13 protein-coding genes and 2 pseudogenes are annotated in these 20,800 nt (G+C 60.2%); 6 read left to right on the top strand and 9 right to left on the bottom strand.

Annotated features, from left to right (window positions below):
• Window positions 1-130: 130 nt before the first annotated feature.
• From QA635_RS33810 to QA635_RS33795, 4 genes are all read left to right on the top strand, one after another.
• Window positions 131-871 (top strand): hypothetical protein, encoded by a 741-nt coding sequence (locus tag QA635_RS33810; protein WP_283064026.1) that lies wholly within the window; start codon window positions 131-133, stop codon window positions 869-871.
• Window positions 868-3,306, top strand: a complete 2,439-nt coding sequence (locus QA635_RS33805; RefSeq protein ID WP_283064025.1) for an NACHT domain-containing protein — start codon at window positions 868-870, stop codon at window positions 3,304-3,306. Before QA635_RS33810 ends, QA635_RS33805 begins: the two co-directional genes overlap by 4 nt.
• Before the next feature lie 321 nt (window positions 3,307-3,627).
• Complete coding sequence (locus tag QA635_RS33800; RefSeq protein ID WP_283064024.1) at window positions 3,628-4,095, top strand: helix-turn-helix domain-containing protein; 468 nt, start codon at window positions 3,628-3,630, stop codon at window positions 4,093-4,095.
• The gene (locus QA635_RS33795) at window positions 4,067-4,669 is read left to right on the top strand and encodes a VapC50 family PIN domain-containing toxin (RefSeq protein ID WP_283064023.1); all 603 of its coding nucleotides are present in this window, start codon (window positions 4,067-4,069) and stop codon (window positions 4,667-4,669) included. Before QA635_RS33800 ends, QA635_RS33795 begins: the two co-directional genes overlap by 29 nt.
• A gap of 9 nt (window positions 4,670-4,678) precedes the next feature.
• Here QA635_RS33795 and QA635_RS33790 read toward each other — a convergent pair.
• Window positions 4,679-5,149: pseudogene (locus QA635_RS33790) on the bottom strand (TatD family hydrolase).
• A gap of 844 nt (window positions 5,150-5,993) precedes the next feature.
• Here QA635_RS33790 and QA635_RS33785 point away from each other — a divergent pair.
• The gene (locus QA635_RS33785) at window positions 5,994-6,842 is read left to right on the top strand and encodes a hypothetical protein (protein WP_283064022.1); all 849 of its coding nucleotides are present in this window, start codon (window positions 5,994-5,996) and stop codon (window positions 6,840-6,842) included.
• A gap of 253 nt (window positions 6,843-7,095) precedes the next feature.
• A complete protein-coding gene (locus tag QA635_RS33780) occupies window positions 7,096-7,779 on the top strand; it encodes a cysteine hydrolase family protein (RefSeq protein ID WP_283064021.1) in 684 nt (227 codons plus the stop codon).
• 137 nt (window positions 7,780-7,916) lie between these two features.
• Here the strand turns inward: QA635_RS33780 and QA635_RS33775 are convergent, their stop codons facing one another.
• From QA635_RS33775 to tnpC, 8 genes and pseudogenes are all read right to left on the bottom strand, one after another.
• Complete coding sequence (locus QA635_RS33775; protein ID WP_283064020.1) at window positions 7,917-8,915, bottom strand: phenylacetate--CoA ligase family protein; 999 nt, start codon at window positions 8,913-8,915, stop codon at window positions 7,917-7,919.
• 705 nt (window positions 8,916-9,620) lie between these two features.
• The gene (locus QA635_RS33770) at window positions 9,621-10,625 is read right to left on the bottom strand and encodes a phosphotriesterase family protein (protein WP_283064019.1); all 1,005 of its coding nucleotides are present in this window, start codon (window positions 10,623-10,625) and stop codon (window positions 9,621-9,623) included.
• 978 nt (window positions 10,626-11,603) lie between these two features.
• Window positions 11,604-12,431, bottom strand: a complete 828-nt coding sequence (locus QA635_RS33765) for a hypothetical protein (protein ID WP_283064018.1) — start codon at window positions 12,429-12,431, stop codon at window positions 11,604-11,606.
• A gap of 1,376 nt (window positions 12,432-13,807) precedes the next feature.
• Window positions 13,808-15,024, bottom strand: a pseudogene (gene istA, locus QA635_RS33760) (IS21 family transposase); the annotation flags it as partial.
• Between the two features lie 603 nt (window positions 15,025-15,627).
• A complete protein-coding gene (locus QA635_RS33755) occupies window positions 15,628-16,938 on the bottom strand; it encodes a type I glutamate--ammonia ligase (RefSeq protein WP_283064017.1) in 1,311 nt (436 codons plus the stop codon).
• Complete coding sequence (locus QA635_RS33750) at window positions 16,928-17,797, bottom strand: MurR/RpiR family transcriptional regulator (RefSeq protein ID WP_283064016.1); 870 nt, start codon at window positions 17,795-17,797, stop codon at window positions 16,928-16,930. Before QA635_RS33750 ends, QA635_RS33755 begins: the two co-directional genes overlap by 11 nt.
• 813 nt (window positions 17,798-18,610) lie before the next feature.
• On the bottom strand, window positions 18,611-19,213 hold the full coding sequence (locus QA635_RS33745) for a plasmid pRiA4b ORF-3 family protein (RefSeq protein WP_283064015.1): 603 nt from the start codon (window positions 19,211-19,213) through the stop codon (window positions 18,611-18,613).
• The gene (gene tnpC / locus QA635_RS33740; RefSeq protein ID WP_283064014.1) at window positions 19,210-20,775 is read right to left on the bottom strand and encodes an IS66 family transposase; all 1,566 of its coding nucleotides are present in this window, start codon (window positions 20,773-20,775) and stop codon (window positions 19,210-19,212) included. Before tnpC ends, QA635_RS33745 begins: the two co-directional genes overlap by 4 nt.
• Between the last annotated feature and the right edge of the window lie 25 nt (window positions 20,776-20,800).

Raw genomic sequence — 20,800 nt, 5'->3', positions numbered from 1 at the left:
AAGTTCCGGGGACGGGCGGCTGCCCTGCAAACCCAGGGAAAGCACTAGGTCGACAACTGTCAGGTGCACCTTGCACGAACGATAACTTTCGCGATCATGTCATGCGCATGACAACGCCTCGGATCGGTAGATGACCAAATCCAACGGAGCTCACGCGGCAACCGGTTATGCGAGGCGGGCGACCCGTGTCTGGCCGACATTGCTGTCGGCTGCGGCGCAGGCCGCGGTCCGTGCCCGCTCCAGGACGCTTGCGCGGACCGCGGAGGTGCACACGGCCCTCATCATGGCGAGGACGGCGCTGGACGCCTATCTTCACGAACTCTTCGCCTTGCGCGGCCTTCCCCACATGGTGAAGTTCGCGGAAGGTCCTTCGTCCCGCCCGCGGCTCTCGAAGCAGCGCTGGCGGCTGGTCGCCGAAGCACACGTCTCGCTGACCGGCCTCGGCAAGGAAGAGAAGAAAAGATATCAGGACGTGCGCGAGATGAACATCGGCGAAAAGCTGCAGGCGCTGCTTTTGATCGTGTGTCCCGAGCGAACCCACAAGCTGATCGCCGATTTCGAGTCAGAGTTCTCGACCGTTTTCCTCCTGAACGCCCTTCGGAATGCGATCGTTCACCACGACTTCGACAGGCCTTCCGAATTTCTCCTGAGCGCCTGCGACGCGGTCAGAGCCGCCACGGGTCTGTCCGCCTCATCCCGGCGCGCGCCGTGGGAAGAAATCCTCTCACAGCCTCCTGTCGCGGAATGGGCCTGCAAGTCGGCTGCGCTTGCTGTCCTCCGGATCGAATCGACCGAGAAGCAGCGCAAGATCCACCCTGTGGCCACGCGAGACGCGGTTGTCTCGGCCATTTCACCATTGAAGCTGTCATGACCCAGCCCCTCGACGCTCCCGGTATCCTGATGGACATCGGGATTACGAATGTCCAATCCATACAGAAGCCTCCGCACCTCGTGCGATGCGAGCTCTGGCTGGGCGAAGATGATTCCTACGTCTCTCACAGCCAGTCGGTCCGCACGCTCATCCTTCACTCGCAGTTCGCGGAAGAGCACGTCGCGCAGGCCAGGCAGAAGCTCATCTCCCTCGGATCGGCGGCCCCTCATCTCGTCCTTTTCGAAGACAGCACTCCCGCGTTCGCGCTCATTTCCAGGGTGCAGTCAACCTTCCCGGAAGCCCGCGTGATGACAGTCGGGGCGAGGCTGCGTCAATCGATCTTCAGAGGCCAGAAGCCGGGCGACCCTTCTCCGATCAATTTCTACGTCCCGCCGACGATTACGACGGCGTCCGGGGAGACGCCCAAAGGGGGTGCGATCTTCACGCTGCTCCGCTGGATGCGGGGTGGAATCGGGGGCAATGCCGCACCGAGCCGGGTCGGCGTCCTGCTGGCGCCCGCCGGCACGGGCAAGACGGCTCTTGCGAGGGAACTGTTCAATGACTTCCTGCAGAACAAGCCCGAAGATCCGAGAACGCTCCGTACGACCGAACCGCCGTACCCGCTGCTGATCGACCGCTTCGCATGGATCAACCATGAGTTTCGCGATGCCTCCGACAACCTGGCGGATCTGGTCGGCCACGCCATCTACAAGCAATCCGGCTTTCAGCCGTCGATCGAACGCATTCAACGATGTCTTCGCTATGGAGCGATCTGTCCCATTCTCGACGGCTTTGACGAGCTTTGTGCGACCAGACCCGCGGACTTCAACGCCGATGATACGATCGCAGGTCTCATCACGGCGCTGGAGGGTGTCGAAGGCAGTCGAATTCTTCTCACCTGCCGGGAAAGCTTCTGGCACGACAACGTCGACGTCCGATTGCAGTCCCAGGTGACGGCATTCCGCCTCAGTCCATTTTCCGAGGATCAGCGCGACGAATATCTCTCGAAACGTTTCCACCAGCCGGAGACCAGGTCCAGCAAGGACAAGACCATCTCCCTCCTGCAAAAAATCGCAAGTATCCGTCGGGCGCCCACCCGCGGGCAGGGCGACGAGCTTCACAACCTGTCCTTTCTTCCCTGGGTGGTTCAGTTCGCGGCAGAGGCGATCAGCGACGCTGTCATGTCCCGTTCGGCCTTTGACTCCATGGGAGCTCCGCCGGAAGCCGATCCGCTTGGACACGTGCTGTGGCAGTTCTGCCGCCGCGAGCAGCAACGGATCGGAATCTCGATGTCTTCCGAGGGGCAGATCAGGTTCTTCAGCACGCTGGCTGCTCTCTGCGACGAGTTTTTCTCAATCGATCAGGTGGATTCGATCCACGAGCTCCTCTCCGAACAGCCCGACTATCCCAACCGCAAGGAACACGTTGAATTCCTGCGCAAACACGGCTTTCTGCGGATCGTGGGCAACGAAACGCCCTACAATTGCCGGTTCGAATATCCCGAGGTGCAGGATTATCTACGCGCCCGCCTGGCCGTCGAATCGATCGGCGGCGCACCCGTCGCGATCGGCGACGACGACGTGTTCAGGAAGTGCGCTGTGGAGCAGACCCGCCTCGTGGACTTCATCTCGCTTCTTTTGAGATGGCGGATGTCATCCGAAGAGATATTGCTTGCGCTTTCGAAACAGCGCGAGAGATACGTCGGGATCACCGGCCGCGACGTCCAGCCCGAACGGGCCGGTCTCGTCCAGATCCTGTTCCGGGTGCTGCGGGACACCAGTCTGGCCGCGGGCCAGATCACCAGAGAGATATGCGTATATTTCGGCGATCCTTCCGGCAGATACGTCAGGGACGCCTTCTTTTCAGGTCTTATCTCCAGGCTGGACCTCAGAGGCATCAGCATCACCAACTCCCGTTTCAAGGATGTCCACCTCGAGCATTGCACCTTCGATGCGGCGACCCGCTTCGACAACTGCGTGTTCGAAGGAGAATTCGGAGCAACCTCGAGCAACCGCCATCTGGGAGACGTGGTGGTGGAGAACTGCACGCTGTCGGAGGCTGCGCAGGCGACTTTCCGCCAGCACAAGAACCAGGTCGGACGAATTCCGATCGACAGATCGCACATCGAGGACGCCTGCCACTACACGCTCAAGCCGTTCCACATCGGGCAGATGCGCTTCAGGGACCGAAACTACGACGACATCCGCAACCAGGCCGCCAAGGCCTCGCTCGTGGGCCACGACCTTCTGGACGAGCTGATCAGGACGGGCGTGCTGGAGGAGCGGAAGTTCGGAAATCGTCACAGGCTTCAGGTCGCGGACAAGGCGGCCGTCGCGTCCTTCATCCAGCAGTCGACGCCGACGGGGCCGGTGGGGCAGGCGATCAACCGCATCGCGGCCAGCCACATCAAGTCGAAGCGCCAGGGCGGGACGTAGGTGCCAGCGCGTGTAAACTCGCGGACGGGGCTCGTGAACGTCGGAGACGGGATATCCGCCGGGGTCCTCATGGCTTTGCCCTCCGCTGCAAGGGAGGCCGGATCGCCGGCCGTGAGCGCCGGCGGCGCACTCCGTCAGGCTCGCGGAAATCCGGGTCAAGCCGCCGCCGGGGCGCTTGCGCAATCCTGACGGACGACGGTGGCGTCCCTCGACGGCGATCGCCCTGATTGCGACCGTTTCGCTTTGCAATTCGCGTAAATTATTAGGTTATCGCCATGCCTGACAAACCTTACAGTTATTACAGGAGTGGAGGTTTGGACCATGACTGACGCGGTCACCAGGTTCGAAATTGAGGATCGTGATCGGGAGGAGGCAAGGAAGGGGGCCGGCCTGCTTAGCGAGCTTGTGGCGCGCGGGGGCCTGTTTCTTACCGATCCCTCCGGACAGCCGATCCTGATCGAAATGCCATTGTCGCTTCTGCGGGCAGTGCACGATTTTCTCGATGCCATTGCGCAGCCGGGCGAAACCTTGGTCTTCAAGGCGGAAAATGAGGTTTCTCCCGAGATGGCAGCTGAGATACTGGGGATCTCTCGTCCCCTCGTGTACAGGCGCATGGATGTGGGAAAACTGCCGTTTCGGCAGGTGGGTACCCATAGACGGATCCGTGTCGCGGATGTTGCGCGCCTCAAGCAGCATGAGGAGCAGCGACGGAAGGCTGCGGCCGAACTAGCTGCCGATACCGAAGATCTCGAGGCGAACTATGCCGAGACCGGTAACCGCACTCCTTGATGCAAACGTTCTGTATTCGAACGCGCTTCGCAAACTCCTGCGTCAGCTTGCGCTGAATGACGCGTTCGAGGCCAGGTGGACGGATCTCATCGAAGATGAGTGGCTTCGTAATCTGGAGGATCGGACGAGACACCGGGTTTCGCAGCGAACGCTGCCTCTCATTCGCAAGCACTTTCTGGAAGTGATCGTTCGCGATTTCGACGCCGACCAGACCATCGGAGATACCGACCCCAAAGACCGCCACGTCGCTGGCGCGGCCGTTGCCGTCGCGCCATGCGTGCTGATCACAAACAACCTTGTCGATTTCGATGTAAAAGAGCTCGCCAAGCTCGGCGTTCGCGTGTTGCCGCCGGACGAGTTTCTCGTCGGTTTGTTCGACGAAGCACCGGAATTCATCGAGGCGGCAACGCGCGAGGCAGCGTCGAATCTCACGAGGAGTTTACCCTCCTGGGACGAATATGTCGCCGACCCGGGCGGTCGGGCAGGATTGCAGAAATTCGCCGACCGACTGCGCGCGCTCGATCGCCATCCGAAGCGCAGTCCAAGTCATGCACCACCGAAAGAACCGGAGTGAGAGCGGAGCTTAGGCCTTCAGAAGCGCCTGCAGGTTCTTGCGAACGGTATCCGAGACCGTGCTGGTTGCCATCTTTCTGACACCGTCGATAGATGCGACCGTCAGTCGAGCCTCTGCTGGCTCTGCCGGCCTTCCTTGCATTTGAGTGAAAGGGCCGCCCGTTTCGGTGAGGATGCGATCCAAGGGCATCTCGGTGACCAGGATGCGACCCCGGTCCGAGCGGGTCATCTCGGCGTTGACAGAAAAATAGCATCCCCCGGGGCGACCGCGCGCTGCATATCGCGCTTACTGCCAGTGAACCAGTGAAGAACGACGGTTGGGCAGATGTTTCTCGATCGTGTCCAGTACTGTCGGCGCGCTCCTCACGCTGTGGACGACGGTGAGTATCTCTTCTCCTGCATCCGCGCAGCGCTCGAGGATCGTACGAAAAACATGCTTCTGTTCCTCAAGGGACTTGTAGAAGCGCGGGCCTGCATCCAAGCCGACCTCGCCAACGTAGCGCGTCTCGGACAACCTCGCGCTTCTCCTCATCAAGTTCGCCTTACTTCGCCATCCCGTCAGGTGTTGGCAGACAGGATTGAGAAAACTCTACGGCCTCCAGCCAGAAGCGTCACACCATGCTCTTGACTGCTATCAGTCGGGTCGACTACCCAAGCCTGGGTAGCCCATCTCGACTGGTCAATCGTTGACGATCTGTCGGGTAGAGCGATCCTCCTGGCGAAGGAGCTCGGTGATCTGAAACCAACGGCGCACGAGACCGCTGCGCGACTGGAGACAGAAGATTCTGCCGGGCTCCCTGCAGGACAGTCTTGAAGCCGAAATTGTCATCGTTGAACTTCAGCACCTGCCGTTGACGCTGCTAACCGGCGGGCTGGCAAAAGAAAACGGACTGCAGGCTCAACAGAAGGTTGGCAAGACCTGCCAGATCCTGAGCGCGGTAGAGAATCGGTGCTTGCCCTGACAGGGTTCCTTGCTGCGTTGAAGGAGATGGAACGAGGCACGGCATGGTGGTCGATGATCCGGCGTCGATCGAAAAAATCCGGGTTGTCGGTATCCCGGCGCCCTTGCCGGAGCGCAGCGCTCGCCTGCGCACTGGGGACTGCCGCGGGCCCGGCGAGGATCGGGTCTGTGCGCTATCACCAAAGCGTGCGCTGGTGCCTTTCTCGCGGCGAGCTGTGACCGATCGGCAGGCGGCCCGGACTCATCGAGCTCTTCATGCTGGCAAGCTAAAGAAGAGCAAAAGCCATGGAGTCAAACACGTCGAATATCGCCTTCTCCGTCCTACTGGCAAAGCCTCTGATTCCACGGCGCGCTGATCGCGCCGATGCGCGACAGGATATCGTCTCCGCCCGGTGAAGACTTCATCCCGGAGCAGATCTTCCCTACCGCAGTAGGTAGTGTCTGGATCCGCAATATTGCGGTAGCAATCGGAGCCTGCGCATCGTCAGGAGAAAGTGCAGCAATGACGAGCGTAGTTGACCTGCTGCATGTCTCACGTTTCATTCAAGGCTATGAGGCGGCTGCCGCCCAGAAGGGCATCAGGCTTACGTTGGGAACGGACTTTCACGAGTATGTCTCGATCACGCGGGCGACTGCAACGAAGGGGCCTACATATCCGAATTTCCGGCCGGACCGCTCACCAATCGGATCAGGCGAGGGATTCTGGATGGTTGGCATGGACAGGAGCAACAATGTTGCAGTCCTGCAGGCTGTTCGGCTTTATGACCTTTCGCGCAGCAACTTTGCAGAGCATCTTGAATCCCTGAAAGCGTTTTACGCCGACCCTGCCAGACATGCGCATCCTGAGGACGCGTGCACCTGCAGGGCACCAAGTGCGAAAAAGATGTCCGGGAAGGTTGCGTATCACGGAGATGGTTGGGTGCGCAGGGACTTCAGGGGCGCCGGCATGCCCGGAATCATGGCGGGAATAGCATTTGGCGTGTCCTTTGCCATGTGGGGTCCTGACTTCGTGTGTGGACTGGTAGCGCAGTGGTTGATCGATAAAGGCGTTGTGTCGCAGTACGGCTATGCTCATCACGAGAGAGCCGGTTCGGTGCTGCGGCTGGTCGAAGAGGACATTGTTGATGATGATTGGTTGATCTGGCTGACTGGCGAAGAGTTGAGGAGCCGTGTTGTTCGTCAGGAGGAAGCTGGGCTGATGCTGGCATCGTGACGTTCGCCAGTATATCGGATGTGGTAAAGCCCGGCACGAACTCGAATCGGGCCGATTCCCGCCGCCCGCAAGGGCTAGGTGGTAAGGGGCCAGCCGGTTGCGGGCCTCGCATGTGAGAACTCGCAAATCCGGTCATTTGAAGCCCCTCCGAACATGATGAGTAGCGCACCGCTTGTCGCGTCCGAATTGATCCTCCGAGCGGCGGCGCAGATCGGGGCTTGGCGGATTGGGTTGATCGCTGTGGGAACAAAGGATGTCAACAACTGAACCCCGGATGACGCGCGAGGTGCCGCTCAATCCGAAGGAATCGGCGCTGTTGTTCATTGACGTGCAGAACTTTTGCATTCGACGTGACGGCGGAGAGTTCAAGGATGTGCCGGACGCCGGGATCGCCGGCAGGTTCGGCTATTATTTTGATCGCTTGAAAAGCGTTGCCATACCCAACATGCAGCGCTTGCAGGCGGCGTTCCGTGTGGCGGGGATAGAGGTAATTTATACGAGAATCGAGAATCTCACAAAAGATGGTCGCGATCGCAGTTTGAACTACAAGATCGTTGGCTTCAACGTCCCGAAAGGCTCATGGGATGGCAAGGTCATTGACGAGATTGCACCTCGTGATGACGAAATCGTACTGGCGAAGTCCTCTTCGGGCGTCTTTGTCTCCACCAATATCGATTACCTGCTGCGCAATCTTGGCGTCAGGCAGCTGGTTCTGGCCGGCGTGGTGACCGACGAGTGCGTGGAATCTGCGGTGCGTGACGCGTGCGACCTCGGCTACCTCGTGACGCTCGTGCCGGATGCCTGCGCCACCTACAGCCAGGAGCGCCACGAGCACAGTTTGCTGGTGACCCAAGGGTATTGCCGTCAGGTCTGTACAAATGCGCTGATTGACGAGATTGTTGCTGGCTGCTTGCCTGCCGAGACGTGCTTACGGTGATGAACAAATTCGTCCGGGCGGCCCTCATGGTTGGATAAATTCGATGTTGACGATTGCGGGCCGCGCCTGGCCAGGATCGATGCTGCCATCAAGGCGGCGTTTCTCTGGTTTGCTGATCAGGGAGCGCATGGACCACGTTATCGCGCGTCGTCAGTTGCTTTTTTTAGAATTCGTATTTTTCTGGAGGTGAGTCCGCACCGACAGCATCCTTCGGGATCGGTCCACTCGGCGTAATCGCCGGTCCTGAGCCGGACGACTGGCATGCGGGAGCGGTGAAGGTTCGAAATAATGAGTTCCGTCGCACTCTCGCCGTTCCTTGCATCGAGCTCAGCGTAGATGAGGCCTTCATGAAGGTGGTACTCGCCAGGGCCGCATGAGGAGCATTGGAAACCCAGCGCACCATGGTCAGGCGTCTGGAATACCGAGTGGAAGGACAAGTCTTCCCCGAATAGTCGCACGAGTCTCGATCGAAGCTGCGCCGACAGGGGCTCGCGGCCTCTGACGATGTGCCTGATGCCGGCGTAAGTCTGGCCGCCAAGTTCCAGCCAGGACAGAAGTGGAGCAAGCGCGTCCAGAGATCCAAGGATCGCAGTTGCGCGCAGCTCCCGCATCATTTCAGCATTCTCTCGCCCTCTCCTGTAGTCCCTGACCGATATGATCGTGCACGCCGTTCGCGAGAGAGCGTGAAGGTTGCAATGCTCCATGTCAGAGGTCTCGCTGCCCCCGAATACGAGTACCCTGTCATCGGGTGTGATGCCTGAAAGACAGTACGCCTTTCCATTGAAGCACGCATTGTACAGCATCTCTTCGTAAGTTCCGATGAGAGTCTCCGGCCTCCTCGCTGTCCCTTCTGCGAAACGGACGATATCAGAGCCATGGCATGATCGTCCGGTGTCCGGGGAAACAGACGAATGCAGATGCTCACGGTGATCGTAAACGTTCCTCACAGCCACCCTTCCCCAGGCCAACTGGATGTTGGCCAGGGTCGGTTGTGCGGCCTCGGCCGGGAACTGATGGCGCACGCCAGGATGCTGGATTGCCCTGCGCCATAGTGCGAGCAGAGAGCGCCGGTGGTAGTCCGCACGGCTTCGAGCGGGAATGAAATCCACGTCGATCGGGTTGACTTTCGGATCCATAGGCATCCTCAGGGGGCATCGAGTGATGTGATTACTTGGCGTGCTTGCAAGTGCGCGACGAACTGTGAAGCGCTGCACCAGACACCGGTATCGAAGGGGGGTGAATGCGCGATCTGGTGTGGGCTCATGGTTGCCAATCCGTCCAGAACCGGCCTGGACTGATCTGCTGTTCAAGGCATACCCGCATCTGTCAAACCCGGGCGGGCTGAACTGCGATTAAAGAGCTGCCACTGGCCGTGACTTCGTTGGCCAGCCTGTGGTGCGGCCTTCATGGCTTCCGGGCGATCTCGTGCAGCAGCTTCTGCCGGTGAGGCGAGAGCTCTGCCACGCCTGCAGTTTTCTGTCCTCCTGGTCAATCTGCTTCGACGCCAGCATTTCTGTCCGGCAGTCCTCAACGGCTGCTACTACCTCGTTGCCATGGCGGACCACGCCTTGCGACGGATTCCTGCTGCTGGAGGCCATTATCACTCATGGGTCAGGATCAATGAGGCCAATCGTCTTTTCGCTCCTCGCCCCCGGAAGAAGGTAAGTGGCGAGCCCTGGCCCGGGCGGTCTGTTTTGCCGGGCACGGATCACCTCACCAACCGGATGATCGGTACAGAAACCACGTCACGCCACGCATTCTCCGGCCCACTGCAGCAATCCCGGCCAAAGTGTCGGGCAAAACAGGTGTGCCCTCTTGCCTGATCCAGAGTGGCGCCCGTTCTAGTTTGCGGACCTTGCCGGCAGAACCTCTCCGGCAAAGAATCGTCGCGGATTGTCCTCGAGGATCGAGACGATATCCTCTTCGCTGATGTCGCGGGCTCGCAGCATCGGGATAAAGTCGTTGAACATGTAGGTGTGCTCTTGCCAAAGGCCTCGTGACTTCAGCTCTTCGATCCTGGCGATCTCCTCGAAGCTTAGCTTGCGTGCCGACGGCTTGCCCAGGTGGCCGCAGAGACGATCCATGCTCATCATGACCTGCGCGCGGAAACCATCGCGCACCAGCTTCGCCACATTATCGGCGCGAACGTCGTCAGGCTGGAAGTGGTGCGCCCCGATCTGGTCGAACCCGATGTAGGAGCCCCCGTCCACGATCCGGCGGTGGTAAAGATGGTCGGCGTTGCAACAGCAATGGCCGATAAGGCATCGATGCGCGGCAACGCCGGCGGCTGCGAACAGCTGCTGCTGTTCGGGCCCGGCGCAGCCATCTGTCGTGTGAGTAATGACCGGCACTCCAGTCGCCCTCTGTGCGATACAGGCTGCGGCGAGGAATTTCATCTCCTGATGGGTAACAACCGGCGCGCCGGTCGAGACCTTGAGGGCGCCTGCCTTCACGCCCGTCTCGCCGATCCCGTGGGTGATCTCGCGGATATAGAGCTCCGCGATTTCCTCTTCGGTGCGGGCGCGCCAGTAGAACGGCAGCCCCCGCTCCTCGTAGTAGAACCCGGTCGTGCAGATGATCTGCATGCCGGCTTTTTCAGATACCTCTTGCATTAGGGTGACGTCGCGGCCGAGCTCGATTGGACAGGGGTCCACGAAGGTGCGCACCTTGTGTTCAGTACGCAGTTGCACCAGCCGCCGGACGGCTTCCGCGATCAATTCCGCACGGCTGTAGCTGGCGAGTGGATCAAACCACGCACCGGGAAAGGCGATGAACAGATGCTCATGCATCAGCGTGCGTCCGAGGCGCTCAACCGGGATCGGCCCCGTAACCGTCTCAACCATCATGGACGCCAACTCTCCTCACCGTGTTGTATCCGGGCGCATAGGCAGAACACTGCAATCGCCAGCTGGCCAGCGACGAAGTCTATAGCCGGGGTTTCGTTGGGTTACGTCGGAGGCTTGCCCCCTTCGTTTTTTGCAATTGCGGACCGAACTCGCGGTAGACACGCGTGTCTTGTTCTAGCCGTGGGCCATCCTGCGCGACGCAGCCAGCGATCGCCATAGCGAAGCGCCCATTGGGGGAGGGCTCGCTTCGCGGCATCTGATGGACTCTACTCGCGTCAAGATGACAGATACGGAGAAGGATCGCATCGAGAAGGCGCCGGAAGTCAATCCGGTCTCAGTGAAAAGGCTCAAGGCGTACGGTGCTCCCGATGGCAGGTTGAACTGCGTCACCCAGCTGCATGAATTGGGCCAGGTACGTCGACGAAGAATGCTACGAAATTTCTAGGTAATTGTCGCGTTTGCGACAGATTGAGAGATTCCTGATGGTCAAAGATCTTCTTCCGGACAGGAGGAACTCGGCGCGCCGCGCCGGCTCCTGATAACCCGTGATATCGAGAATGCAGTCGGCGCCGGCTCCCTTTATGGCGGCATCCTGCCCGCCCTTGGCACGGGCTGCTCTCTTTTCAGCTGCGGCGGGGCTACTCGTTCGAGAACATGAGCGTCACCAGGCGAAGTCCTTACGCAGCCGCGACTTTCAACTCGTACGAATTCCTTTAGCTGCGAACATACATCAGCCGTTTGGAGGGCTTGCCAGCGACCGCTATGCACCGATAGCGCCCAAAGTTTGCGGCACAGGGCCAAATCCAGACGGTCGGTCTCGCCTTCGGTTTCATCATTCGCGACTCCGAATTGGCATCGTAATCATGGAGGTGGCGCCACCATCTCCCACGCCATCAATAGCGCGGGCATCTTCATTGACAGAAGAATTTATCCTAACTGATGTGAGAACGGAATTTGCTCCCTCGCAGTCAACGTCCGCTACGACGCCATCGGCGTTCGCCGTCGCTGCTCCTGCTTTCGCCGTCGCCGTTCCTGCAAGATTTCCGCGTGGACTTTGCCCAGCCTAAGACCGGCAGCATAAGCGAGTGCCATGTACCACCAAAAGAGACCGTGCGAGGATGCAATACGGCCGACTAGTGGATTGCTCGTTAGGGAAGCGAGCCGCTTGTCGGAATCTAAGAATTGTTGTCCAACGTGATCGAGCGAGTAGGCAGACGTGCAAATCTCGTCACGAGAACTCGTGGTCAAATCTTGCATCTTAGCCACGAGGACTCGATCGTAATCGGTCTTAGGTACGCCCTGAATTTGCAGCGTTCCATCACAAATGAGACCTAGATAGCCATGAATCCACGGACGACGCATTGGCCAGTTTGGTAAGGAAATCTGATCTTTGATATCATCCCTAAGCAGCGGAATGTTCTGGCATCCGAAGGCCGAACCGTAATCCTTACGCCTCTGAAAGAGAATGGTGGTGTCTGAGCTCGGGGTCCCGTTTTGCTTGCCCTGTATCACTGTCTCTATCTTGTTACAAAAGCTGTGCAGCTGGTCGATTGATCGGACCAGGGCGCTGCCCGAGACCTGGATGTCGCTGCGAAGGGCGCTGATCTCGCTACGCTGTGCCGCGAGTTGAAGATTGGCGGTAGTAATGACGATCGTACCTACTGCCGCACCCACCCAGGGGTAATCTACGGCGCGCCAAGCGACGGCGGCGTCGTACGTCCATCTTGCAACATGGCAGAATGTGATCAATGCCAGAAGGAAGGATACGCAAGCGGCAACCACAAGCGGTTGGTCGCGAAGCCACAAGCTAAAATCTAAGTATAGGATCAATGCCGTCCAGATGGTAATCGTAGTCCCCACACCCACACGCCGCTGCAGGCCGGGACGCGCTGAAGCACGCACGAACCGAAGGATCTGAATTCTGGCCTCGTAGAACTTAACAATAACGCTGTTCCGGGTGACTGATATGCGACGCGCGAGACAGCGCGATGCTTGATGCAGCAAAGACCGGGTTTGGCTCAGTATCGATCTGCAACCGCCAACCGATGCCTTCAACGCTTGGTGTAACAATATGGAAAACTGTTGAGACACGGATCGGGTGCGGCCGATGAGCGACATAGGAGAGTCCGCGTAGAGGAAGGTTCCTCGACTACAAGTATAGTACCATATACTTACGGCGTTGCGGTCGCCACGAACTCAGTGAGTGCGCCGAGCCCAGATGTCCAACCGCGGCTCCGTCTTAGGGGGGTAGTTGGGCGTAGGGAAGCCGATCGCGAAGCGCTCCCAATGCCACGATATACGACCAGTGGTCGACTTTTGGGGTCATAATGTCCGCATCAGGTCTTGGTCGTATTCATGCCCGGTGAGGCTATGACAATCGGCTGTGTTCGGTTCGCCTCAGCGCCTTGCTTCCACAAACGTCGTTACTCGCGGATAGCGGATACGAATGCAGATTGGGTCAGGGAGCTTGCCCGCCAGCAAGGCGCGTGGGCCTGCGTGTCGCGACCCAATATGACAAGCTCGCAGGCAACTATGCGGCGTTCGCCAAACTCGCAGCATCCATGTCAATGGTTACCACGATCGGTGTGGATATTGGCAAGCATGTTTTTCACGGGATGGACAGAGGGGTGGCGCGTTGTTCGTCAAACGGATCAGCCACGGAAGGTGTTCGACTTTTTACGGCTCAGCCGTGCTGCACTGTCGCGCTGGAGGCATGTGGTGGAGCGCATCACCGGCCAGCCAGCGTGCTCAGCTTGGCCACGAGGTTCGGTTGATCCCGCCGACCTATGTAAAGCCATTTGTGAAGCGAAGGATGCGGATTCCGACGAAGTCGCCCGGGTGTACCGATGTGAAGTCGCTCGGGGATTCCGAGCACGATGTCGCCCACCTTTCCGATTTGATCTCGCCCGGTGACGAGGCGTTCTGGCGGTAGCTTCTCTGGCATTTGGCGAGCCGCGTGGTCAACCTGGAATCGCGGCTTGAACTTCTTCTGCTTCTGTTGCGGTTGCTGTGGGCATGTGGGCAACGCCTGGCGTTGTCCGAGCGAAGCGGCATGTCCACAGCGTTACGGGCTCAGGTCTTTCGGGCGGATTGCCGAGTTCGGCGCAGGCTCTCGCCGGTGAGGTCGAGCCGATGGGCATTGTGGACGAGGCGCGGCGGCGTCCTGGCGGATAGGCCCGATGGGTCGAGCCGGCGTAGCGCCGATGGCTGGAGGCCATGTGCTTCGGCACGGTGGTGTGCTTGTGATTGCCACTCATGCGCTGATGCGCGGCAATCCGCTCGCCCTTGTGGAAGATCTCGACGGTGCGGGCGGTGAACCGCACCTCGACCTCGGCACGCGCGAAGCGATGCGGAACGCTGTAATAATGCTTCTCCACCTCGACGTGGTAGTCGAGGCTGACGCGGCGGATCCGCCACTCCGCGAGGACGTATCTGCTTGCCGGCAACGGCTTGAGCGCCGGCCGGTCGACCTCCTCGAGCAGCCGGCGGCGCGTCACGCCGAGCCGTCGGATCGGCCGCTCCTCATTGAGCCTAGTGAGCAACTCGCCGATCGCTGGCGTTGACCTCGGTGAGGCTGTAGAAGACGCGGTGGCGCAGGCGGCCGAGCAGCCAGCTCGATGATGAGGACAGCCTGCTCGACCTTGGCCTTGTCGCACGGCTTGCGCGGCCGCGCCGGCAGGACGGCCGTGCCGTAATGCGCGGCCATCTCCGCATAGGTGCGATTGATCTGCGGGTCGTAGAGGCTCGCCTTGATGACTGCGACTTTGGTATTGTCAGGCACCAAGAGCGCCGGGACGCCGCCGATCGCCGCGAAGGCGCCAACATGGGCGCTGATCCAGTCGGCGAGCCCCTGCGTCCACGTCGCCTGCGCGTAGGTGAAGCTCGAGGCGCCGAGCACGGTGACGAAGATCTGCGCTGTCCTCCGCTCGCCGGTGAGGCGGTCGACCACCACCGGCACGCCGTCGCCCGCGTAGTCGACGAACAGCTTGTCGCCGGCCGCGTCGCCTGGCGCATCGTCACCGACAGGCGTCCCTCCCAGGCGCGGTAAAGCTCGCAGAAGCGCGAGTACCGGTATCCGCCGGGCTCGGCGCCGATGTACTCCTCCCATAGGATCGACAGCGTCATGTGCTTGCGCTTGAGCTCGCGGTGCACCGCCGCCCAGTCGGGCTCGGCGATGCGGCGATGACCCTGCCGGTTACCGTGGCCGGTCTTGGCGAACAGGCGGGCCTCCAGGGGCCGCGTCCGTGAGTTCGTCGGGCAACGGCCAGCTCAGGCCTGCGGCCTCGAACCGCCGGATGGTCAGCCGCACTGTCGAGGGCGCCGCGCCCATCCGCCGAGCAATCTCGCGGCTCGGCAGCCCAGCCGCCTTCATCCTGATCACATCGCGCACGCGGCGCATCGCAAGCCTCTCCGTCGGCATCCAAGGTCCCCCTTCGCAAAGCCGAAAGGGGGACCCTAAGGGAGCCAGAAGAGGCCTTGTCACCCGGGCGACATCATCCCGGAACGGTGGGCGACATCATCTCGGAATGGGTAGGCGACTTCAAATCGGAAAGGTAGGCGAGATCATCTCGGAATGCCGGGCGACATCGAGCGGAATCCGCAGTCGCGTCGAAGGCGTTATCTCGGCCGGACCTCGGGTCGTCAGAGGTGTAGTCGGTCGAAGGACGGGGGCGCAACGGTCGGCGGGACGGGGCCGTAGAACCAGACGGACTCATCGCGTCTAGAGCACCGCTAATGATTTAGTTCCGGCCCGCGAACTCCCATGCAGGCTCGCAGCTCCATCGCTGCATCAGAGGCCGGACAGATGGCTGCGTCCACTCCGTGCCAACCGTCTACAAAGATCGCTTGCATCTCGGAGGCATCCACAGATGAGTCCGCGCTCTGGTTGCTCTCATAAGGGGAGCTATTTACCGCCCTCTGCCAAAAATGGCAGATGGGGGAGTTTGTACCCGAAGCAGTAGCCCGATCGCCGATCGGACTGACAATAGAGCTTTCCGTTCCCTCAGTAGACCTGCTCATACAGTCTGCAGATCTCTTGTTGATTTTTTCCTTCAACGAACGCCATCTCTCCCTTCTTGTGCTTTGCGTATGTCTCGGTGAACCCGACGGGAAACCAGCCGCTTACCGCGGAATTCGCCAGCAGGCGATCAAGTGCATCGGGCAGGGATGTTGGCAGGCGGACATACCCGCGTGCCGCCAACGCCGATGGATCAAGAAGCGAGAGGTCCTCGGTGGTTGCGTCCGGTGCAGGCAGTTCTTCTTCGATGCCCTGGACGCCGGCGTGTACGATGGCGGCGAGTTGCAGATGCGGGCTTGCCGTGGCGTCGGCAGCGCGGAACTCAAAATTGAATTGAGCTGCTTTGGAAATATCGCTCAAATCAGAAACAGGACAGATACGCACTGAAGCTTCGCGGTCGCGGAAGCCGAGATTATTGAAGGCGGCGCTCCAGCGATGTGGCGTGAGGCGCAGGTAGGATATGACACTCGGAGCCGTGATCGCGACAATCGCGGGAAGATACTTGAGGATGCCGGCAACAAACTGGCCTGCGATCCTGGAAAGCTCATGTTTGCCGTTCGGATCCCAGGTTGCCGGCCTGTCGCCATTGAGGAAGCTCAGATGAATATGAACGCCGTTGCCAACGCCGGCCGGGTTCCGGATGGGGGTGAAAGTAACCTCCTTGTCGAACGTGTACGCAACAAGCCGCACGAGCTCGCGCAAGATTGTGGAATGATCCGCTATGGCGATCCCGCGCGATGGCCCCATCGTGACTTCATACTGTCCCGCACCAAACTCTTTCATGAATGTGTCCGGCTCCAGACCTGCCGCGCGCATGGCCGCCACAACCGCTTCGGCGAGGCGTCGCTCGATACGGAAGCCGTTTACACTGTACGCCTCTCCAATGCGGCCTGCGTCATTGCGAAACTGGAATTCGTGTTCGAAAGCACCGAACAGCGTCAGGCCGGTCACCCGATCGAGGCGTTCGAGAGCACTCCTGAGGATCGAGCGCGTACAGAATTCCCACGGCCGGCCATCGGTGTGGCGGATGTCACCGAGCGCGAAATGCTCTACCGGCAAATCGTCGCTTAGTTGCACGCGCACCCTCGCGGTTTCATCGGGAATGAGGACAAGGTCACCGAGGGAGCCAAACGGGCTTTCGGCAATGGTGTCGAAACACGTGATCAGGGCGTTGGTGGGCGTCCAGCCAATGCCCCGCTTTGTGCGCTTGTCGAGCTGCGTGGCGGGAAACGCCTTGCCACGAAGCTTGCCGGCAAGATCCGTGCAGCATGCAACAAGCATTTCTTCAGCGATCATCTTTTTCCTCCGAAGGCGGATCCGGGGGCACCAGGCGAAGTCTGTCCCAGGCCTCCAGGCGTTTTTTCGTCGCAGGCCAGTTCGATTCCGATACCTTGACGATCAGGGCCTCGACGAGGGTGAGTGCGCAGACGAGCGTGTCCCAGGCCGTTTCGATTTCGATCGGCAGGGCAACAACATGATCGCTGTGACGGGCGATCGGCGACATCCACTTGTCGGTAATCAGCACAATCGATGGCCGGCACTCCCGTGCGACGATGTCTGCGAGCGTCTGCAGGTCGGGCTGGTACCGGCGAAAGTCGAACAGTACCAGGACATCCTGCTTGCGGATTGCCAGCAGGTGATCCGGCCAGTGCTCCGGATTGGGCGGAAGATGATAGACCTTCGGCCGGATCTGCTTGAGGTGCACCGAGAGAAAACCAGCGATGCTGTCACTGACGCGCCCGCCGAGGATGAAGACTGCGCGGGCGGGATCGGCGATGAGCTCAAGGATCCGGTCAAAAAGTTCCTGCGGAACACTTGCGCTCATCTCCTGTATCCGGTCGGAGGACCGCCGCGCGTAGTCGGCCAGAAATGCACGACGGCTGCCGGGTTTTTCAGTGGCCTTGAGCTCCAGCGGCGAGCGTCGGCTTTCCCGCAATTCCGCTATCAGCTGGCGTTGAAATTCCTGATAGCCGGCAAAGCCGATCTTGGTGACAAAGCGTGTGATCGAGGGCGCACTGACGCCTGTACGTTCGGCCAGCTCCTGAATGGTCTGGAGGGCGCCAAACGGATAGTCCGCCAGAACAGCGTTGGAAATCTTGCGCTCGCTGGCGGTCAGATTGGCGCTTTCACGCCTTATTGTTTCACGCACGGTCATGATGGCTACAGAAGCTGAAGAACGGGATGTCCATCCACCAACCCTACCAGTTGTGAAAAAAAATAGTCAAATAAAAATGACAGCCGTTCTTTGAACGAAAAGTTTTATCCGCCCGATGGCAGTATGAGACCCGTATCCGGCGAGGCAGTGTTCGGCGCGCGGCCTTGCGTGATACGCGTCCGGCAGCCAGCCGCCCGAGGCCTGAGAAGAAATCTTCCCTGCAGATCCTCAGCGATTTTTGAGCAAAAGGGCGGCAAGTGCCGTTCCGGCAGCTGCCCCGAGAACAAGCCAGGACGAGGATTTTCGCGCGGGGGCACGGCCTGTACCTGACCACGTCCTGACGTCCGGGGATGGGCTTTCGGTTTCGAAACGCTCTGGATGCCTGGCCGGGTGCGCGCCTGAAGACTGACCGGAAACGTGTTCTAGCGCAGTGGCACGGTCGTTGCTGTCGGGAGGCCTCGATCGTCAATCTAAGGGCAAGCGGTTAGATGACTGGTCCTGGGCAGTGCGCGGGCCGGAGACGTAGTTGCATTACTCACCGCAGTCCGTCCAGTCGAGAAATCAAAGTAGATTTTCTACACTCGATTACAAGCGTCGATCACGCGGTGCTCAGTCGGATGTCATGAACCAGACCGGCACAATGTCGGATACTGAAATGTCGCTCCAGGCGTTCTGCTTCATCCCATCTTTCACTTCGAACTGCACGCGGCTGTGTGATCTGCGCGGGGCGCCTTGATCTGTACAGTCATATGCCGAAGCGAGCATTTGCAAAGTAAGCGTAGCGTTGCGGCCCTTTTGATTGGCGCTTGACGCTTATTTTGTCCGCGTGGCGCGTCGCCGCGGCTTCCATGTGTCGGACAACGCGTCGACGGCGGCCTCGAGCGCCTTCCGGTCGATGACGTTGGGATCGAACCGCTCCGGGCCCCAGAGGCGCATATGTTCGTGCTCCGGATGGGCGGGGTCGCTGATGGCATCGAGGTATTCGGCATAGCCGGGCGCACCGCCGACGTCTTCCGGAGGACAACGGCCGACGGCCTCGAGCAAGAACGGAAGACCCTCCGTTGTCGTGTTGTCGAACCACTTTTCAAGCTTGATCACGTGATCCCAGCTGTCGCCGTAGTCGTAGAGATAATGGATCGTCTTCGCGCCGGTCTCCTGAACGATATTAGAGAGCCGCGCCTTGCGGGCATCGATGGCCTGAGGGCCAAAATCTCCATCGGGATCAGGGATACCCCAACGTCCTTCGCCGGCCAGGAACTCGAAGAGATGGCTGTTCGTCCAGCCAAACGCCGCCTGAAGCGTCAGATGCAGCCGATCAAGGCGCAGCGTGAGCGGCACGACAAGGCATCGCATCACCTCCGGTTTCACGTCCTTGAGGGTCACCTTGATCCGGACCGCGGTCGTGTTCAGGCTCATGCTGCCAGCCCCGGATCGCGCGCATGCATCGTGTAGGTCGACGCCCAGGGGAGCAGTTCGTCCAGTCGCGCCGCAGGCCAACCATTGACGAGCTTCGCGAGAACATCAGCGAGCCAGTGCTCGGCACTGACGCCATTGAGCTTGCAGGTCTCGATTAACGAAGCCAGAACTGCCCAATTCTCGGCGCCCTCGTCGCAACCGGCAAAAAGGGAGTTCTTGGCGTTGAGCTTGATCGGCCGCATCGCACGCTCGACAGCATTCGTGTCCATCTCGATGCGCCCGTCATCAAGGTAGAGCGTCAGGCCGTCCCAATGACGCAACGCGTAACGCAAGGCCTTCGCCGTGTCGCTCTTCTGCGCAAGGTAATCAAGCTTGGCCTCAAACCACTGCTTCAAGGCTGTAGCAAGAGGTCGGGCATGCGCCTGCCTGCCAGCACGGCGCTCGGCATCCGATCGGCCGCGGAGCGCTTTCTCGACCGCGTAAAGTTGGGCGATGCGCTCAAGAGCCTCGCGGGCAACCGGAGCTGGCGCCGGAGCAGCCTCGCGCTCGATCTTCACAAACTGGCGCCGCAGATGCGACCAGCAGAAGGCGAGCGTTCCGGACAAGGCGTCCGCACGCGTCTCTTGGGTCATGGTCTTGTAAGCCTGATAGCCGTCGCAGTGGATGATGCCGCGATAGCCCTCGAGCAGCCTCAAGCCATGAACGGCGCCACGGCCCGGTGCATAGGCGTAAACCACGCCAGGTGGCTCAGGTCCGGCCCAGGGCCTGTCATCGCGTGACAGCGCCCAGAAGTAGCCGGTTTTGGTCCTGCCGCGCCCCGGATCCAGCACCGGCGCCGGGGTCTCATCGACACAGAGCTTCGAAGAGGCGAGCAGAAGCTGGCGCAGACGATGCCACAAGGGCTTCAATTCCTGGGCGGCGTAGCCGACCCAGAAGGCGAGCGTGGAACGGTCGATGGCGATACCGTGGGTCGCCAGCATCTGAGCCTGACGATAGAGCGGCAAATGCCAATGATACTTGGCGTCAATGACATGCGCGACGAGACGCTCGGTGGGCAGTCCGCCCTTGATCAATCGCTCAGGCGCAGCGTGCTGGAGGACGATGCCATGACAGGCGCGGCAGGCCAGCTTGGGCCGGCGGGTGACGATCACCCTGTATTGCACCGGAACGACGTCGAGCCTCTGGCTCTCATCGTGGCCAATCTCAACGAGATCGCCTTTGCAGCACGGGCAGCAGGTTGCAGCCGGCATCAAGGTTTCGACGATGCGCGGCAAATGCTCCGGAAGCTGACCACGGTTGGCTCTGCGCTTGGCAGTTCTCTTCTCGCGGGCTCTGGGATTGGCGCGATCCTCAGCTGCTTCGAGAGCCGCGACGGCCTCTTCGATGTCCTCCAGAACAAGCTGCAGCTGATCAGCGTCCAGCTTTTCCGACGATCGACCGAACTGCGCATCCTTCGCAAGCTTGAGCAACCGCTCAAGCCTGGCGCAGCGATCCAGCAGAGCCGCGGCAAAGACACGCAGCTCAGCTGGATCGCTCGGCAGCTCATCAGGCAAATCACTCATTGGCCCGAGTCTGCCATGCTTCGCG

The organism is Bradyrhizobium brasilense (assembly GCF_029714345.1).
GTDB classification, from domain to species: Bacteria; Pseudomonadota; Alphaproteobacteria; order Rhizobiales; family Xanthobacteraceae; genus Bradyrhizobium; species Bradyrhizobium australafricanum.
The sequence above is the reverse complement of the archived record's forward strand: the minus strand, read 5'-3'. Positions and strand labels throughout refer to the sequence as shown.